Here is a 16231-nt window from a genome sequence, read left to right on the forward strand (position 1 = left end):
GATGTGTATAAGAGACAGTCCCAGTTCGAGGCGAGACAAAAAGCTACGCGCGGCGGCGATGCTCGTCGGCTGTCGGTCTCGAATCGACGGTGGCGGTCGGACTAGAGGTCCCGGAACGACGCGGTGTACACGAGGAACGCGCCGGTGAGGAGGACGAACGCGAGGAACGTCACGAGCGCGAGCACGTTCGCGACCGGGGAGAGCGGCGCGAGGAACGACTCTCCGGTCGAGTCGAGTACCAAGACGGCGATGAGGGCGGCGATCAGCCCGAGCAGCCAGTTCGTAAGGATGTCGTCCATGCCCCGCCCGACACGGCGGGCCGACAAAAAGCCGCGGATGGCGCGACGGCGGGTCGCGGATCCGGCCCGGACGCGCGGCGCCGGAGCTATGCCGCTGGCTCCCCTGCTGATCGTCGTGAGCGACCGGACGACCTGCTGGCTGCTCGGCGACCAGCTCAACACCGACCTCGACGTCCTCGACGCGGCCGACGACGTGCTGCTGATCGAAGCCCACGGGTTCGCGGACCGGAAGCCGTACCACGCCCACAAGCTGACGCTCGTGTTCTCGGCGATGCGGCACTTCCGCGACGACCTCCGCGAGCGCGGCCACGACGTGACGTACGTGCGGGCGGCCTCGTTCGGCGAGGGGCTCGACGAGTTCTTCGCGGAGCGCGCGACCGGGGCCGACGACGGCGACGACGCCGAGCCGCGCCTCCGGCTCATGCGCCCCGCGAGCCACGGCGCCGGCGAGCGGCTCCGGGAGCTGGTCGCCGATCGCGGCGGCACGCTCGAACTCGTCGACAACGAGCTGTTCTGGACGACGCCGGCGGACTGGAGCGAGTGGAGCGGCGAGGGCGAAACGGTCGGCGACGACGAGCCGCTCCTCGGCGACGACGGGGCGGCCGAGCGGACCTACCGACAGGAGCACTGGTACCGGCACGTCCGCCGCGAGACGGGCGTGCTGATGGACGACGGCGAGCCCGTCGGCGGCGAGTGGAACTACGACGACCTGAATCAGGAGACGCCGCCGGACGACTGGGAGCCGCCCGCGCGGCCGACGTTCGAGCCGGACGAACTGACCCGCGAGACCCACGCGTGGGTCCGCGAGCGGTTCGATACGTGGGGGAACGACTCGCTGGACGGGTTCGCGTGGCCGGTCACTCGGGGCGAGGCCCGCGAGGCGCTCGACCGGTTCGTCCGCGACGGGCTCCCCGCGTTCGGCCGGTATCAGGACGCGATGGCCGGCGGCGAGCCGTTCCTCTCGCACTCGCTGCTCTCGCCGGCGATAAACCTCGGGCTGCTCGACCCCCGCGAGCCGGTCCGGGCGGTCGAACGCGCCTACGAGAAGCGCGGGATCGAGCCGGGCGCGTACGACCCCACCGAGCGCGGCGGGAGCGACGCTGGAGCGACGTCGCTCGACGACTTCGGGAGCGACGAGGCGGAGGGCGACGGCGACGCGGCCGAGGGAGATGATGGCGACGCGGCCGAGGGCGACGATGGCGACGCGGCCGAGGGCGACGAACCCGCCCCAGTCCCGCTCAACGCCGTCGAGGGGTTCATCAGGCAGGTGATCGGCTGGCGGGAGTTCATGCGCCACGTGTATCGGGAGGCGATGCCGGAGTTGGCCGAGGCGAACCAACTGGATCAGGACCGAGAGCTTCCCCCTGCCTACTGGGACGGCGAGACCGACATGCGGTGTCTCTCCGAGGCCGTGGGGCACGTCCGGGAGTTCGGCTACGCGCACCACATCGAGCGGCTGATGGTGCTGTCGAACTTCGCGCTCGTGTACGGCGCCGACCCGGCGGAGCTGAACGAGTGGTTCCACCTCGGCTTCGTCGACGCCTACCACTGGGTGACGACGCCGAACGTCGTCGCGATGGGCTCGTTCGGGACCGACGTGCTCTCCTCGAAGCCGTACGCCTCCTCGGGGAACTACGTCAACAAGATGAGCGACCACTGCGCCGACTGCCGGTACGCCGTCTCGCGGACGACGGGCGAGGGCGCCTGCCCGTTCAACGCGCTCTACTGGGACTTCCTGAAGGAGAACGAGGAGACGCTCCGCGGCACGGGGCGAATGGGACTGATGTACTCGCACGTCGACGGCAAAGACGACGCGGAGTGGGAGTCGATCCGGGAGCGCGCGGACAGGGTGCGCGAGCTGGCTCGCAGCGGGGAGCTGTAGGCGTCGGGAGCTGCGGTCCTATTCGCCGCTCGCGAGCCGCCGCAGCCGCGGGAGCGCCTGCTCGTAGCCGAGGCCGACGAGCCCGACGTACAGCGCGAGCAGTCCCATACCGACGGCCCAGGCGCCGAGGACGAGGTCGCCGCCCGAGACGGCGGAGAGACCGAACTGTTCGAGCAGGACGCCGACCGCGGCGGCGGCGCCGGCGCCGACGGTGACGGCGAGGAGTTCGACGAGTTCGACAGCGACGGCGGGTACTTCGACCATATCCGAGGTGGGACGGTCGGAGATTATGACTCTTTCGGGAGAACGGTGAACGCCGCGTCCCTCACTTCAGGCCGAACGACCGCATGACGGTGTCCGCGAGCCCCTTCGCGATCAGCGCCAGCCCCGCGAGGAGCACCATCATCGCGCCGGCGATGACGGGGTCGCGGTAGGTGATGATACCGACCGCGGCGACGACAAGGAGGAGTCCGACGATACCTTCGAGGCCGAGTTTGCTTCGCATGTCGTCGGGTCTCCGTCGAACGCTGTTAAATCGGACTGATCCGCGCGAACGCGACGGCGACCGAGAACCCGTCGGCGACCGAGAACCCGTCGGCGTCACCCCGGCGGAGAGCGGCCCTTTTATCTTCACGAGCGCGTACCACCGCGTACGCATGAGCAACGGAGACGGCGGCGGTCGGAACGACCTCCGAATGCCCGACGACGACGAGGTGTTCGCGGAGGTCGTCGAGATGCTCGGCGCGAACCGCGTCAAAGTGCGCTGTGCGGACGGGAAACAGCGAACCGCGCGGATCCCCGGCCGGATGCAAAAGCGCGTGTGGATCCGCGAAGACGACATCGTCCTCGTCGAGCCGTGGGACTGGCAGGACGAGAAGGCCGACATCTCGTGGCGCTACGAGAAGAGCGAGGCGGAACAGCTCCGCGAGGAAGGCCACCTGCAATAAGTCATTTTGCGCGGATCGACGGCGAACGCCTCCAAAGCCCCAGCCGCTCGGCGATACGCGGTCAATGACTCAGCGGTGACTCCCTCCAAAGCCCCAGCCGCGAGGCGGGCGCACGCTCGCTGCGGTCCTCAGTCGGTCGCTACCGCTCCCTCCCTGCGGTCCTTGCCTCACCTGCGCCCGCCTCGCGGCCGCCCCTTTGAGTCCACCCCCACAGCACCGCACCTCACCCTCCCCAGCCTCGTCGCTGGCGGCTATAGTACCTAGCGTAACTTTTGAAGATAGTCACCGAGGTGATCATCGATCCAAGAGGCTGCGAAACTAATCTGAGCTGTAAGCTTCTCAAANTCGCTGAGGTGACGGACGATCTCTTTACGGCGATCCCCAGACATAGCTACACATCAAACTCTACCTTCATAACTTCTACTAGGCACTATCGCCGCCAGCGACTCCCTCGTACGCGCTCCTCGCGCCCTGTCGGGCGCTCGGAGGCGCGCGCCACAGGCTATCAGAACGTATCGCTGCCGTCGCGTCGCTCTCCCCGTTTTTAAGTTCGAACGGTCCCCAGCGATGCTATGCTCCGGCTCGCGATGACCACCGACGCGGAGACGTTCGAGCGCGTGCGCGGGCCGCTCGCGGACCGCGGCATCGAGGTGGGTCACGTCCGAGCGAAAGAGCGGTCGCTCCGGGTGGCTGGCGGGGAAGTCGGCGGTGAGGGCGGCGAGGCGGCGCCGGCCGACGCCGACGAGTTCGACGGGTTCGACGTCGGTCTCGTCTACCCGACCCGCCTGATGGAGGGGGCGGTCGTCGACGAGCGCCTCGGCGTTCCGTGGGTGAACGGCCGCGACGCGGTCGTCGCCTCGCGCAACAAGGCGGGCGTGTTGGCGAGGCTGTCGGCGGCCGGGCTCCCGACGCCGAAGACGACGCTCGTGTCGAACCCCGTCGACGAGTCCGTCGTCGTCGACGCCGCCGAGGCGTTCTCGTACCCCGTCGTGGTGAAGCCGAACTCCGCGACCCGCGGCGTGGGCGTCGCGACCGCGACCGACCTCGACTCCCTCCTCGGCGTGGTCGACTACCTGAACCTGATCCACGACTACCGGGCCACCGGCGACAAGTCGTTCCTGATCCAGGAGTTCCTCCCGGACGCGCGCGACTACCGCGCGATGGTCGTCGACGGCGCGCACGCGGGGGCGGTGGAACGCGAACTCGACGCCGACGCGCTCGCGGCCGGCCGGTGGAAGCACAACGTCCACCGCGGTGCGACGGCGCGCGGCGTCGACCTCGACCCCGAGGCGCGGGACCTCGCGGAACGAGCGGCCGCGGCGCTCGGGATCGACTACCTCGGCGTCGACCTGTTGGAGACAGACGGTCGGCTCGTGGTCAACGAGACGAACGCGCGGCCGACCGTCGACGCCGCGACGAAGTACGCGGACGACTTCTACGACCGGTTCGCGGCGCTGATCCGGCGGACGGCGGGAGCAGAATAGGGAGCGTCGGAGACGCGGCGAGAACTCAGACGAGGTCGATCGACGCGCTGTCGTCGTCGCGGTCGAACGAGACCTCGAGGACGCCGTTGTTGAACGTCGCGTCCGCGGAGTGTTCGTCGACGGGCGCGGGGAGTTCGACCGTCTCGTCGTACTCGCGCCGGTCGGAGACCGCGGAGATGGTGAGCGCGTCGCCGTCACAGCGGAGCGAGAGGTCGTCCTTCGAGACTGCGGGCAGGTCGGCGACGAGACGCACCGACTCCTCGGTGGTGTACGCGTCGACGTGGGTGTCGGCGCCGAACCCTGCGTCGTCGGCCGACGGGGCGTCGCCGCTGGCCATCTCGTTCATCATCCGCTCGATCTCCTCGAAGAAGTCTCCGAACGGATCGTCGCGGTCGTCTCTGTCCATATCTCCCGTGAAGTCGCTGACCCCGATAAGCCTTCTGTCGGTCGCCGTTTCGGCCGCTATCCGCCCCGCGCCGAGGGGGCGACGAGCGGGATCGAGCGACGCCGATCGGTCGAGACCGACCGCGACCGTCGACACCGACCGTAATAAATTCGAACGATTATGACTATCTCCGGCGGACTGAGCCGGATTTAAGTAGTTGCGGCTCGGCTTTTTCGAACATGAGTAAATCGTACCTGTCAGCCGGCGACGACGTGAGCGACGACGAGGTCGTGCGGGTGGGACTCAACGGCTTCGGTCGCATCGGGCGCAACGTGTTCCGCGCGGTGCTGGAGAACCCCCGGATCGAGCTCGCCGGGATCAACGACGTGATGGACTTCGACGACATGGGCTACCTCGCGAAGTACGACACCGTCATGGGCCGGCTCGACGGCGTCGAGCGCGACGGCGACGAGCTGACGGTCGGCGGCACCTCGGTCCCCCTGTTCAACGTTCAGGACCCCGCCGACCTCCCGTGGGACGAGCTCGACGTCGACGTCGCCCTGGAGTGTACGGGCATCTTCCGCACCCGCGACGACGCCAGCGCGCACCTCGACGGCGGCGCCGACACCGTGATCATCTCGGCGCCCCCGAAGGGCGACAAGCCGGTCAAGCAGCTCGTCTACGGCGTCAACCACGACGAGTACGAGGGCGACGACGTGGTCTCGAACGCCTCCTGTACCACGAACTCCATCACTCCGGTCGCGAAGGTGCTCGACGCGGAGTTCGGCATCGACGCCGGCACCCTCACCACCGTCCACGCCTACACCGGTTCCCAGAGCCTCATCGACGGCCCGATGAGCAAGCGCCGCCGCGGCCGCGCGGCCGCCGAGAACATCGTCCCCACCTCGACCGGCGCCGCGGGCGCCGCCCAGAAGGTCCTCCCGGAGCTTGAGGGCAAGATCGACGGCATGGCGATGCGCGTCCCGGTCCCGACCGGCTCGCTCACGGAGTTCGTCGTCAGCCTCGACGAGAACGTCACCGAGGAGGAAGTCAACGCCGCCTTCCGCGACGCGGCCGACTCCGGCCCGCTCGCCGGCGTCCTCGGCTACACCGACGACGAGGTCGTCTCCTCGGACATCGTTGGCCTCCCCTTCTCCAGCTACGTCGACCTCCAGTCGACGAACGTCATCGCCGGCGGGAAACTCCTGAAGATCCTCACTTGGTACGACAACGAGTACGGTTTCTCGAACCGGATGCTCGACATGGCCGCGTACGTCCACGACGAGGACTGAAGGCCCGATCACGGCTGGCGAGCGATCGCCCCGACACCCCGGCGGCAACGTTCCCCCGGAGAACCACTTCTTAAATATCTCATCGACGACCACTCACCTATGCCCGCGTTCGACACCATCGACGACCTCCCGGCCGACTCGCGCGTCCTCGTTCGACTGGACCTCAACTCGCCGATCGAGGACGGAGACCCGCAGGACAACCGCCGCTTCGGGCGCCACGCGGAGACCGTCCGCGAACTGGCCGACGCGGGCCACCGCGTCGTGCTCATGGCCCATCAGGGCCGACCCGGCCGCGACGACTTCACGTCGCTCGCGGGCCACGCGGACATCCTCGCCGACCACGTCGACCGCGACGTGGCGTTCGTCGCCGACACGTACGGCGACGAGGCGCTGGCAGCGATCGACGCGCTCGGCGCGGGCGAGGTCCTCCTCTTGGAGAACACCCGGATGTGTGAGGACGAACTCCCCGAGGCGTCGCCCGAGGAGAAGGCCGAGACGGCGTTCGTCGCGACCTTGGCGCCGCGCTTCGACGCGTACGTCAACGACGCCTACTCGGCGGCCCACCGGAAGCACGCCTCGCTGGTCGGCTTCCCGCTGGTCCTCCCCGCGTACGCGGGCCGCGTGATGGAGACGGAGTACGAGGCGAACACCGCCATCGCGACCCGCGAGTTCGACGGCCCCGTCACGATGGTCGTCGGCGGGACGAAGGCGACCGACGTGATCGGCGTGATGGACGCCCTCGACGACCGCGTCGACCGCTTCCTCCTCGGCGGCGTCGCCGGCGAGCTGTTCCTGCGCGCCGCGGGCCACCCGGTCGGCCGCGACGTGGCGGGACTGGACCTGTTCGACGAGCAGTGGGCGGAGAACCGCGAGCTGATCGAGTCGGTCCTCGACGAGCGCGGCGACGCGATCCGCCTCGCGAGCGACCTCGCGTACGAGGGGCCGGACGGCGACCGCGCCGAGGTCGCGGTCGAGGACATCGACGAGAAGACGACGGGGTACCTCGACGTGGGCTCCGCGACGGTCGCCGACTACGAACCCGCTATCCGCGAGTCCGACGCCGTCTTCGTGAAGGGCGCGCTCGGCGTCTTCGAGGACGAGCGGTTCGCGGACGGCACCGTCGGCGTCCTCGAAGCCATCGCGGAGACGGACTGCTTCTCCGTCGTCGGCGGCGGCGACACCTCGCGGGCCATCGAGATGTACGGCCTGCGCGAGGCCGACTTCTCGCACGTCTCCATCGCGGGCGGGGCGTACATCCGCGCGCTGACGGGCGAGCCGCTCCCGGCGGTGGAGGTCCTGAAGGCGGCGGCGGAGCGAGCGGAGAACTGAGCGGGGCGGATCGACGCGGCGGCCGACCGAACTATTCCTTGACGTCGAGGTCGAACTGCTCGTTCTCCGTGACCGCGTTGAGGACGACGCTCGTGTTCGACTCGCGGATGTCCGCGTCCGTGAGGATCGACTTGATCTGGTCGTTCATCCCGTCGGTATCGGTGAACTTTCCGATGGCGATCACGTCGTAATCGCCGGTGACCTCGTAGACGCTCACCATCTGTTTCTCTTGGCGCAGCTTCTCGGTGACGTCGGGCAGGGCGCTCCCCTCGACCTTGAGCTGGAGCACGGCCGTCACGTCGTAGCCGAGCTTGTCGTAGTCGACGACGGGGGTGTACCCCCGGATCACGCCCTCCTCTTCGAGGTCGCGGAGGTGGTTCGAAACGGTCGTCACCGACACGTCGAGCTCGTCGCCCAGGCTCCGGAGACTCGCGCGGCCGTTGCTGAGCAGCGAGTTGATGAGCTTCGCGTCGAGGTTTTCGTACGTCATCACACCTAACCACGCTTTCGGGGGTTTAGAATTTTACGAACGTCCAGCAGTTTTGCCTGTCCGGCGGTTCATGCGCCAAGCGATAAGGCCTTTATACTGGCAGATAACGAATCAAACGTCCAGAACATGACGGACGAACACGCGAAACCGGACGGCGGCCTCACGGCCGAGGAACAGGCGGTACTCGACGAGATCGAAGAGCAGAACGTCGATTTCCTGCGGCTCCAGTTCACCGACATCCTCGGCGTCGTGAAGAACGTCTCCGTCCCCGCCCACCAAGCGGAGAAGGCGTTCACCGAAGGGATCTACTTCGACGGCTCCTCTATCGAGGGGTTCGTGCGCATCCAGGAGTCGGACATGCGGCTCGTCCCCGACCCTGACACGTTCGCGGTGCTCCCGTGGCGCAGCGACGGGAGCGGCGACAGCGGGGCCGCGCGGCTCATCTGTGACATCGTCGACACCGACGGCGAGCCGTTCGCCGGCGGGCCGCGCCAGGTCCTGAAAAGCGTTCTCGAAGAGGCCGAGGAGATGGGCTACTCCGTCTCCATCGGTCCCGAGCCGGAGTTCTTCCTGTTCGAGAAAGACGAGGACGGCAACGCGACGACGATCCCGCACGACAACGGCGGCTACTTCGATCTGGCCCCGAAGGACCTCGCGTCCGACGTGCGCAAGGAGATCATCTTCACGCTGGAGAAGATGGGCTTCGAGATCGAGGCCTCCCACCACGAGGTCGCCGAGGGGCAACACGAGATCAACTTCAAGTACGACGACGCCCTCTCGACTGCGGACAACATCGCGACGTTCCGTGCCGTCGTCCGCGCCGTCGCCGAGCAGCACGACCTCCACGCCACGTTCATGCCCAAGCCCATCGCGGACATCAACGGCTCGGGCATGCACAGCCACATCTCGCTGTTCGACGAGGACGGCAACAACGCCTTCGCCGACGACTCGGACGAGTTCAACCTGAGCGAGACGGCCTACGAGTTCATGGGCGGTATTCTGAACCACGCCCCCGCGTTCACGGCCGTGACGAACCCGACCGTGAACTCCTACAAGCGCCTGGTGCCCGGCTACGAGGCACCCATCTACGTCGCGTGGTCCGACACGAACCGCTCGGCGCTCGTCCGCGTGCCGGACGCCGCGGGCGTCTCGGCGCGGTTCGAGGTCCGCAGCCCCGACCCGTCCTGTAACCCCTACCTCGGCATGGCCTCGCTCATCGCCGCCGGCCTCGACGGGATCAAGACCGGCGCCGACCCCGGCGACCCGGTCCGCGAGGACATCTACGAGTTCGACGACGCGAAGCGCGAGGAGTACGGCATCGAGACGCTGCCGCCGAACCTTGGCGCCGCTGTCGAGGAGCTCGAAACGGACGAGGTGCTTCAGGAGGCGCTCGGCCCCCACACCTCCGAGAAGTTCGCCGAGGCGAAGTCCCAGGAGTTCAGCGAGTACCTCACCCAAGTGTCGCAGTGGGAGGAGGACCGCTACTTGGAGACCTTCTGAACGAGGCCGCGGCCGCTGTCGGCCCGCTTTCGGCTCCTCGTCTTCGCGTTTGACTTCGCGTCGTCGCTCACCGAGAAACAGGCGACTGCGCCGCCGCTCGGTTATTTATCACCGATCTCGCCGCCGCTCAGCGATTCGTCGACGACCTCGCAGACGACAGATCCGCCGCTTCTCATTTCCGCGTCCGTCCGGCTAAAAAACCGCGCCGCCGAGGGTTCGGTGCCGATGTCGGCCCGTCCTAACACTCAGACCAGCCGCACGACTCGCACGTCTTGCAGCCCTCGGAGTAGTAGAGGTTCATGCCGCCGCACTCGGGGCACTCGGGCGACTCGCCCGCCGCGATGAGCTCCTGCGTCGAGTCGTCGGCGGCGGCGTCGTCCGCCGCCGTCGGCTCGGACCCGCCCGGGCTCGGGGCGTCGGTCGCCCCGCCGGCGTCGACCGTGCCGCCGTCGGTCTGGCTCGGGCGGCTCGCGCCCGACGCCGACTCCTCGACGTCGTCGAGGCTCTGCTGTTGGGGGATCCCCTTGTCGACGTCGTCGTCGAGGTAGCGCCGCAGCGCGGTGCCGATGGCGTCCGGGATCGACTGGATCTGCTCGCCTTTGTCCCAGGCGACCTTCGGGCTCCGGGTGCCCTGAAGCTCGTCGACGATCTCCTCGGGGTCGACGCCGGAGCGCAGCGCCGTCGAGATGACCTTCGCGAGCGCCTCGGTGAAGGAGTTCGTGTAGCCGCCGGAGTGGCCGATGTTCGCGAACAGCTCGAACGGGAGGCCCTGGTCGTCCTCGTTGATGGTGACGTACAGCTTGCCGTAGCCGGTCTCGACCCGCTGCGTGACGCCGTTCAGGGAGTCAGGACGCGGGCTGCGCTCGCTGTAGTCGATCCGGGGCTGCTCCGTCGCTTCGAGCAGGTCCGAGACCTCCGCGTCGATCGCGGCCCGAACGTCCTCGTTATCGAGGAACGCCTCGACGCCGCCGAAGACCTCGTTGATCTGCTCGACGATGGTCTCCGCGGCCTCGCTCTCGTCGGCGAACTCCGTGTTCTGCGCGCGGGTCGTGAGCACCTGCTTCGAGCGGGTGCCGTCGCGGTAGTAGGTGACGCCCTTCCCGCCGTTCTCGTAGATGTACTCGAATACCTCCTTCGCGTCGCCGAGCGTGGAGTCGTTCGGTGCGTTCACCGTCTTCGAGATGGCGGAGTCGACGCCCTTCTGACAGGCGACCTGGACGCCGGCGTGGTCCTTCGCCGAGAGGTCGCCGGTGACGACGAACAGCTCGCCGATCGCGTCCGGCACGGTGTCGAGTCCCTCAACGCCGTCGAACTCGTTCGCGGCCATCTGCTCTTGGGCCTCCCGCTTGACGGCCTCGACGTCGACGTCGTTGGCCTCCAGCGTGCGCAGGAAGTAGTCGTCGAACTCGACGAGCATCTCGTCGCCCTGGACGTCGTCGGAGACGTTCTTGTAGTAAGCGACGTTGTAGATCGGCTCACAGCCGCCGGTCGTGTTGCCGATCATCGACGTCGTGCCCGTGGGGGCGATCGTCGTCGTGTTGTGGTTGCGGATCGGGAAGCCGTCTTCCCACTCGTCGGCATCCAGGCCGGTGTAATGCTCGAACCAGTCGCGGTACTCGGTCGGGTCCGCGTACTTCGAGTCTTCCCAGTCGCTGAACGTCCCGCGCTCCTCGGCGAGCTCGTGGGAGGCGAGCTTCGACTCGTGGTTGATGTGGGTCATCAGCTGCCGGGCGATCTCGTTGCCCGACTCGGAGCCGTAGCGGACGCCGAGCTGGACGTACAGCTGCGCGAGTCCCATGATGCCGAGCCCGATCTTCCGCATGTCGCGGACCTTCTCCTCGATCTCCGGCACCGGGAAGTCGGACATCGTGACGACGTTCTCGAGGAAGCGGGTGCCGTACGCGATCCGCTCCTCGAACGCCTCGTAGTCGATCGCCTGGTCGAGGAACGCCTCGACGGCGGCCGCCTCGGAGCCGTACTCGTCGGCGTGCTCGTCTGACCACACGCGCCAGTCCGGTGCGTCGTGGTCCGCGAGCGTCGAGAGATTGATATGACCGAGGTTACAGGCCTCGTACTCCTCCAACGGCTGTTCACCGCAGGGATTTGTTGCGAGTATTCTATGACTTGGATTTTCCTCGATATCAAAGGAATGTTCCTTGTTCACGCGTTCGAGGTAGATGACGCCCGGCTCGCCGTTCTCGTGGGCGCCCTGGATCATGTGGTCCCAGATTTCCGCCGCTGGGACCGAGAGTACCTCGCCGACCTCGACGTGCTCGCCGAGGCCGAACATGTCGTACAGCTCCTTCGTCTCCGGGGTGGCGACGTGGGGCTCCTCGGTGCGCGGGTTGGTGAAGGTGAACTCCTCGTCGTTCGCCAGCGCCTCCATGAAGTCGTCCGTGACGCCGACGCTGATGTTGAAGTTCGAGAGGTGTCCCTCGACCGCGTTCCGGAGGTGTTCGGGGACCTTCCCGTCCTCGTCGATGAGTTCGCGGGCCTCCTCCAGCGCGTCCGCGAAGGAGTTGTGCGTGAAGTCGTCGGGGTCGTTCAGGCGGAGCGAGTGCGCGAGGGAGACGTCCTTGTTCTTCGCGTGGATGAACTGGATGACGTCCGGGTGCGAGATGCGCATGACGCCCATCTGGGCGCCGCGGCGCGCGCCGCCCTGCGCGATCGTCTCGCACATCTGGTCGAACGTCCGCATGAACGTGATCGGCCCCGAGGCGATGCCGCCGGTGGAGCCGACCGCGTCGCCGTACGGTCGGAGCTTCCAGAACGCGTACCCCATGCCGCCGCCGGACTGGAACACCTCGGCCGCCTCCTTGGCGGTCTGGTGGATATCGGTGATGTCGTCGCCCGGCGAGTCGACGAAGCAGGCGGAGAGCTGCTGGAGCTCGTCGCCCGCGTTCATCAGCGTCGGGGAGTTCGGCATGAAGGAGAGCGACTCCATCCCGTTTCGGAACCGCTCCGCGGTCGCCTCGACGTGGCCGCGCACCTCGTCGGGCAGCTCGGGGACGACCGTCTCGTACGCGAACTTGTTGACGTTGTGGGCGGTGAGCGTCGTCTCCGCGTCGTCCGCCGCGGTCGTGCCCGCGCCGAACACCTCCTCGGCGAGCTCGTCGCGCCGCGGGTGGTCGGGCTTCAGCTGGTCGGGCGTGACGGTGACCTCGACGCCCTGCTTCTCGGCCTCGAAGACGGCCTCCGCGAGCGCGACGTTGCGCGCGACGCGGCCGAACAGCTCCTCCTGGTCTTCGATCGGTTCGCCGTCCGCGTTCTTCCGGAGGTAGCGCGCGGGCAGGATGTTCTGGTAGGCGTTGCCCGTGAGCCGCTCCTCCATGGTGTCGCCCGTGGTTCGTTTGATCGGCAGTTCGACTCCGTCGGCGGAGACGCCGTCGCTGCTCATTCGGCGGCCACCCCGCTGGCTTGGCGTGAAATCTGGGTCATTTGTAGTGTTGGTGTACTGGCGAGGCGGGCTCTTGTAGGTTCGGATGTTCGGACCCGCCCGGCATCTACATATCCGATTCGGTATGTAACGTCGATCCGGGGCGTCTGACGCTGAATCCGGTACGTCGGTACGGCAGGGACTCCGGACACATAAGCGTAGGTAGACCGGAGTGAAACTGATCGACGCATCAAAAAACCGCTCGGAGAGAGCGGTTCCCCACCGGAACAGAAGGGGGGTCGCTCACCGGAGTCTCCGGCGTCGAGGCGGCGCGACGCCGTCGTGACGGCCGTCACCCGGCGGCTCTCCGATCGGGCTCGCCGCGGCCGTTCCCCACGACCTATCAGAATAAATAACTGAAGGTCCGCTCGTCCCACAAGCTTATGCCCGGCGTCGCCGTGAGCCCGGACATGACCGCAACGTCGCTCGCGGGGCTCGTCGCGCCGGCACAGGCCGCGCTGCTCGGCAGTCAGGTCGGACAGCTGCTGGTCGCGCTCGTCGCCGTCGCGCTGATAATCGTCGTCGGGAAGTTCGTGTTGAAGCTCGCGTGGCGGCTCGTCACGATCGGTATCGTCGTCGTCGCGGCGTTCTACCTGCTGTCGACGCTGGGACTGGTATAAAAACCGCCGCGGACCGACCGCCAGCTCGTCGAACGCGCCAGACTTACTGGAACGCGGCGCCCGGCTCGGCCTCGGTGCGGTCGACGTCCGACCGCTTGAACTGCTTCTCTATCTCCTCGTAGCGCTCGCGGGTCTCGGGCGTCACGCTCGGGTTCACCTCGCTCAGCGCGTCCTCGAAGTGCTGCATCGTCACGCGGACGTTGCCGACGGACTCGCCGACCTCCTCGCGCGTGACGCTGCCGATGAACTCCCGGGAGGCGTTCATCGACGCCTCGCGGGCGACCGCCTCGATGTCGGCGCCCACGTACCCCTCTGTCTTCCGAGCGAGGGCGTCGAGGTCGACGTCGTCGGCCAGCGGCTTGTTTCGCGTGTGGACCTCGAAGATCCGGCGGCGCGCCGTCTCGTCGGGGACGGGCACGTGAACGTGGCGGTCCAAGCGACCGGGGCGGAGCAGCGCCGAGTCGATGAGGTCGGGGCGGTTCGTCGTCGCGATTACGACCACGTCCTCCAGCGATTCGAGGCCGTCGAGCTCCGTCAGCAGCTGGGAGACGACGCGCTCGCCGACGCCCGAGTCGCCGGAGTTCTTCCCGCGCTCGGTCGCGATCGAGTCGATCTCGTCGAAGAACACGATCGTCGGCGCGTTCTCGCGGGCCTTGCTGAACACCTCGCGGACGCCCTTCTCGGACTCGCCCACGTACTTGTTCAGCAGCTCGGGCCCCTTGATCGAGATGAAGTTCGACTCGCTCTCGTTGGCGACGGCCTTCGCGAGCAGGGTCTTCCCCGTGCCCGGCGGGCCGTACATCAGGACGCCCTTCGCGGCCTGCATGTCCAGCTCCTCGAACACCTCGGGGTATTCGAGGGGCCACTGAATCGTCTCGCGGAGCCGCTCTTTGGTGTTTTCGAGCCCGCCCACGTCGTCCCAGGTGACGTCGGGGACCTCCACGAACACCTCGCGGAGCGCGGAGGGTTCGATCCCCTTGATCGCCTCCTTGAAGTCCGCCTCGGTCACCTGGATGCTGTTCAGCACGTCGGCGTCGATCTCGTCCGATTCGAGGTCGATCTCCGGGCGGATGCGCCGCAGCGCGTGCATCGCGGACTCCTTCGCGAGCGACTCCAAGTCGGCCCCGACGAAGCCGTGCGTGTTCTCGGCGTACTCGTCGAGGTCGATCCCGTCGGTCAGCGGCATGTTCCGCGTGTGGACCTGGAGGATCTCCTTGCGGCCGTCGCGGTCGGGGACGCCGACCTCGATCTCGCGGTCGAAGCGGCCGCCCCGTCGGAGCGCCTGGTCGATGGCGTCGACGCGGTTCGTCGCCCCGATGACGACGACCTCGCCGCGCTCCTCCAGCCCGTCCATCAGCGAGAGCAGCTGGGCCACGACGCGGCGCTCAACGTCGCCGCCGGCCTCCTCGCGCTTGGGCGCGATGGAGTCCAGCTCGTCCATGAAGATGATCGACGGCGACTCCTCGGACGCCTCCTCGAACACCTCGCGGAGCTGCTCTTCGGACTCGCCGTAGTACTTCGACATGATCTCCGGGCCGGAGATGGTGTGGAAGTTGGCGTCGATCTCGTTGGCGACCGCCTTCGCGATCAGCGTCTTCCCCGTGCCCGGCGGGCCGTGGAGCAGGACGCCCTTCGGCGGGTCGATGCCGAGGCGCTTGAACAGCTCCGGGTGCCGCATCGGGAGCTCGATCATCTCACGGACCTGTTCGAGCTCGTCGTCGAGCCCGCCGATGTCCTCGTAGGTGACGTCGGGCCCCTCGCCGGTGCCGCCTGCGGCCTCGCCGCGGTCGGCGATCTCCTCCGCAGAGATCTCGGAGATACTGATCTCCGTCTCGTCGGTGATGACGACCGTGCCGCCGGGGCTGGTCTCGGCGATTTTCATCGGCACCGCCTGCGACTGGCCGCCCATCAGCCCGAAGCCGAGGGAGGTCCGGATCGTCTGTCCCTCCGTGACGGGCTGCCCGGAGAGCTTGTCGCGGATGAACGGGGCGATCTGTCCCCGCACCCGAAGCTGGCTCGGGAAGGCGATCGTCACCGCGTCCGCCCGCGAGACGTCGACGTCCTCGACGGTCACGCGGTCGTCGATCCCCACGTCGGCCTCCTGCCGGAGGCGGCCGTCGATGCGGATCACGCCGGTGCCGTCGTCCTCGGGGTAGCCGGGCCAGACGCGGGCGATCGCCGCCCCGTCGGCGCTCTCGACGCGGACGATGTCCCCGCCGGAGAGCCCGAGCTCGTCGGCCGCGACGCGGTCGATCGCCGCGAGGCGACGGCCGGCGTCCTTCTGTTTCAGCGGCTTGACGGTGAGCTTCATCGCCCGCCCTCCACGGTGAGAATCCCGTTGTTCACGGTCGCGTCGGCGGCCGTCCCGGGCAGCTCGAACTCCGATTCGACCGGCCCGTCCGGTCCCTCCACGACGACGATCGCCGTCCCGCCGACGGTGTCGACGGTGACCGTCTCGTCGTCGACGCCGAGGTCGGCGGCGACGGTCCACCCGTCGTCGTACTCGTACCGACGCAGCAGCGCGCCGTCGCCGGTCGATCGGGTCTGTATGTGATTCATCCTAACTA

General features: G+C 67.9%; 15 protein-coding genes. 7 read left to right on the forward strand and 8 right to left on the reverse strand.

Annotated features, from left to right (window positions below; genetic code table 11):
- Nucleotides 1–101: 101 nt before the first annotated feature.
- Nucleotides 102–299, reverse strand: a complete 198-nt coding sequence (locus C463_RS03570; RefSeq protein WP_008441149.1) for a hypothetical protein — start codon at nucleotides 297–299, stop codon at nucleotides 102–104.
- Nucleotides 300–414: 115 nt separating this feature from the next.
- Between C463_RS03570 and C463_RS03575 the strand changes: the two genes are divergently transcribed.
- Nucleotides 415–2181 carry a cryptochrome/photolyase family protein gene (locus C463_RS03575; RefSeq protein ID WP_049905487.1) on the forward strand — a complete coding sequence of 589 codons (1767 nt, stop codon included), beginning with the start codon at nucleotides 415–417 and terminating at the stop codon, nucleotides 2179–2181.
- A gap of 18 nt (nucleotides 2182–2199) precedes the next feature.
- Here C463_RS03575 and C463_RS03580 read toward each other — a convergent pair whose 3' ends face one another.
- Entirely contained in the window at nucleotides 2200–2445 is a 246-nt protein-coding gene (locus C463_RS03580) for a hypothetical protein (RefSeq protein WP_008441151.1), read from the reverse strand.
- 61 nt (nucleotides 2446–2506) lie between these two features.
- Complete coding sequence (locus tag C463_RS03585; protein WP_008441152.1) at nucleotides 2507–2686, reverse strand: DUF7470 family protein; 180 nt, start codon at nucleotides 2684–2686, stop codon at nucleotides 2507–2509.
- Between the two features lie 151 nt (nucleotides 2687–2837).
- Between C463_RS03585 and eif1A the strand changes: the two genes are divergently transcribed.
- Nucleotides 2838–3128 carry a translation initiation factor eIF-1A gene (gene eif1A, locus C463_RS03590; protein WP_004597376.1) on the forward strand — a complete coding sequence of 97 codons (291 nt, stop codon included), beginning with the start codon at nucleotides 2838–2840 and terminating at the stop codon, nucleotides 3126–3128.
- 572 nt (nucleotides 3129–3700) lie between these two features.
- Nucleotides 3701–4612 carry an ATP-grasp domain-containing protein gene (locus C463_RS03595; protein ID WP_008441153.1) on the forward strand — a complete coding sequence of 304 codons (912 nt, stop codon included), beginning with the start codon at nucleotides 3701–3703 and terminating at the stop codon, nucleotides 4610–4612.
- 25 nt (nucleotides 4613–4637) lie between these two features.
- Here the strand turns inward: C463_RS03595 and C463_RS03600 are convergent, their stop codons facing one another.
- A complete protein-coding gene (locus C463_RS03600) occupies nucleotides 4638–5018 on the reverse strand; it encodes an Hsp20/alpha crystallin family protein (protein WP_049905489.1) in 381 nt (126 codons plus the stop codon).
- 218 nt (nucleotides 5019–5236) lie between these two features.
- On the opposite strand from C463_RS03600, the gene gap reads away from it, so the two are divergent.
- Nucleotides 5237–6289: a type I glyceraldehyde-3-phosphate dehydrogenase gene (gene gap / locus C463_RS03605; RefSeq protein WP_008441155.1), complete on the forward strand. Its 1053-nt coding sequence runs from the start codon at nucleotides 5237–5239 to the stop codon at nucleotides 6287–6289.
- A 99-nt stretch (nucleotides 6290–6388) separates the two neighbouring features.
- A complete protein-coding gene (locus C463_RS03610; RefSeq protein ID WP_008441156.1) occupies nucleotides 6389–7618 on the forward strand; it encodes a phosphoglycerate kinase in 1230 nt (409 codons plus the stop codon).
- A 31-nt stretch (nucleotides 7619–7649) separates the two neighbouring features.
- Here the strand turns inward: C463_RS03610 and lrp are convergent, their stop codons facing one another.
- Nucleotides 7650–8108: an HTH-type transcriptional regulator Lrp gene (gene lrp, locus C463_RS03615; RefSeq protein WP_008441157.1), complete on the reverse strand. Its 459-nt coding sequence runs from the start codon at nucleotides 8106–8108 to the stop codon at nucleotides 7650–7652.
- Nucleotides 8109–8234: 126 nt separating this feature from the next.
- Between lrp and glnA the strand changes: the two genes are divergently transcribed.
- On the forward strand, nucleotides 8235–9608 hold the full coding sequence (glnA, locus tag C463_RS03620; protein ID WP_008441158.1) for a type I glutamate--ammonia ligase: 1374 nt from the start codon (nucleotides 8235–8237) through the stop codon (nucleotides 9606–9608).
- Between the two features lie 238 nt (nucleotides 9609–9846).
- Here the strand turns inward: glnA and C463_RS03625 are convergent, their stop codons facing one another.
- On the reverse strand, nucleotides 9847–13005 hold the full coding sequence (locus C463_RS03625; RefSeq protein WP_008441159.1) for an adenosylcobalamin-dependent ribonucleoside-diphosphate reductase: 3159 nt from the start codon (nucleotides 13003–13005) through the stop codon (nucleotides 9847–9849).
- Nucleotides 13006–13427: 422 nt separating this feature from the next.
- Here C463_RS03625 and C463_RS03630 point away from each other — a divergent pair, with 422 nt between their 5' ends.
- Nucleotides 13428–13664 (forward strand): hypothetical protein, encoded by a 237-nt coding sequence (locus tag C463_RS03630; protein ID WP_008441160.1) that lies wholly within the window; start codon nucleotides 13428–13430, stop codon nucleotides 13662–13664.
- Between the two features lie 43 nt (nucleotides 13665–13707).
- Here the strand turns inward: C463_RS03630 and C463_RS03635 are convergent, their stop codons facing one another.
- Together C463_RS03635 and C463_RS03640 are read right to left on the reverse strand one after the other, a co-directional pair.
- Nucleotides 13708–15975: a CDC48 family AAA ATPase gene (locus C463_RS03635; protein WP_008441161.1), complete on the reverse strand. Its 2268-nt coding sequence runs from the start codon at nucleotides 15973–15975 to the stop codon at nucleotides 13708–13710.
- A complete protein-coding gene (locus C463_RS03640) occupies nucleotides 15972–16223 on the reverse strand; it encodes an Hsp20/alpha crystallin family protein (protein WP_008441162.1) in 252 nt (83 codons plus the stop codon). Before C463_RS03640 ends, C463_RS03635 begins: the two co-directional genes overlap by 4 nt.
- Nucleotides 16224–16231: the final 8 nt, after the last annotated feature.

Source organism: Halorubrum californiense DSM 19288, from assembly GCF_000336875.1.
Classification (GTDB): domain Archaea; phylum Halobacteriota; class Halobacteria; order Halobacteriales; family Haloferacaceae; genus Halorubrum; species Halorubrum californiense.

Excerpts from the sequence above, each read along its gene's own strand:
- C463_RS03570 (WP_008441149.1), bottom strand. The coding sequence starts at position 299 with ATGGACGACATCCTTACGAACTGGCTGCTCGGGCTGATCGCCGCCCTC.
- C463_RS03580 (WP_008441151.1), bottom strand. The coding sequence starts at position 2,445 with ATGGTCGAAGTACCCGCCGTCGCTGTCGAACTCGTCGAACTCCTCGCC.
- C463_RS03585 (WP_008441152.1), bottom strand. The coding sequence starts at position 2,686 with ATGCGAAGCAAACTCGGCCTCGAAGGTATCGTCGGACTCCTCCTTGTC.
- eif1A (WP_004597376.1), top strand. The coding sequence starts at position 2,838 with ATGAGCAACGGAGACGGCGGCGGTCGGAACGACCTCCGAATGCCCGAC.
- C463_RS03595 (WP_008441153.1), top strand. The coding sequence starts at position 3,701 with ATGCTCCGGCTCGCGATGACCACCGACGCGGAGACGTTCGAGCGCGTG.
- C463_RS03600 (WP_049905489.1), bottom strand. The coding sequence starts at position 5,018 with ATGGACAGAGACGACCGCGACGATCCGTTCGGAGACTTCTTCGAGGAG.
- gap (WP_008441155.1), top strand. The coding sequence starts at position 5,237 with ATGAGTAAATCGTACCTGTCAGCCGGCGACGACGTGAGCGACGACGAG.
- C463_RS03610 (WP_008441156.1), top strand. The coding sequence starts at position 6,389 with ATGCCCGCGTTCGACACCATCGACGACCTCCCGGCCGACTCGCGCGTC.
- lrp (WP_008441157.1), bottom strand. The coding sequence starts at position 8,108 with ATGACGTACGAAAACCTCGACGCGAAGCTCATCAACTCGCTGCTCAGC.
- glnA (WP_008441158.1), top strand. The coding sequence starts at position 8,235 with ATGACGGACGAACACGCGAAACCGGACGGCGGCCTCACGGCCGAGGAA.
- C463_RS03625 (WP_008441159.1), bottom strand. The coding sequence starts at position 13,005 with ATGAGCAGCGACGGCGTCTCCGCCGACGGAGTCGAACTGCCGATCAAA.
- C463_RS03630 (WP_008441160.1), top strand. The coding sequence starts at position 13,428 with ATGCCCGGCGTCGCCGTGAGCCCGGACATGACCGCAACGTCGCTCGCG.
- C463_RS03635 (WP_008441161.1), bottom strand. The coding sequence starts at position 15,975 with ATGAAGCTCACCGTCAAGCCGCTGAAACAGAAGGACGCCGGCCGTCGC.
- C463_RS03640 (WP_008441162.1), bottom strand. The coding sequence starts at position 16,223 with ATGAATCACATACAGACCCGATCGACCGGCGACGGCGCGCTGCTGCGT.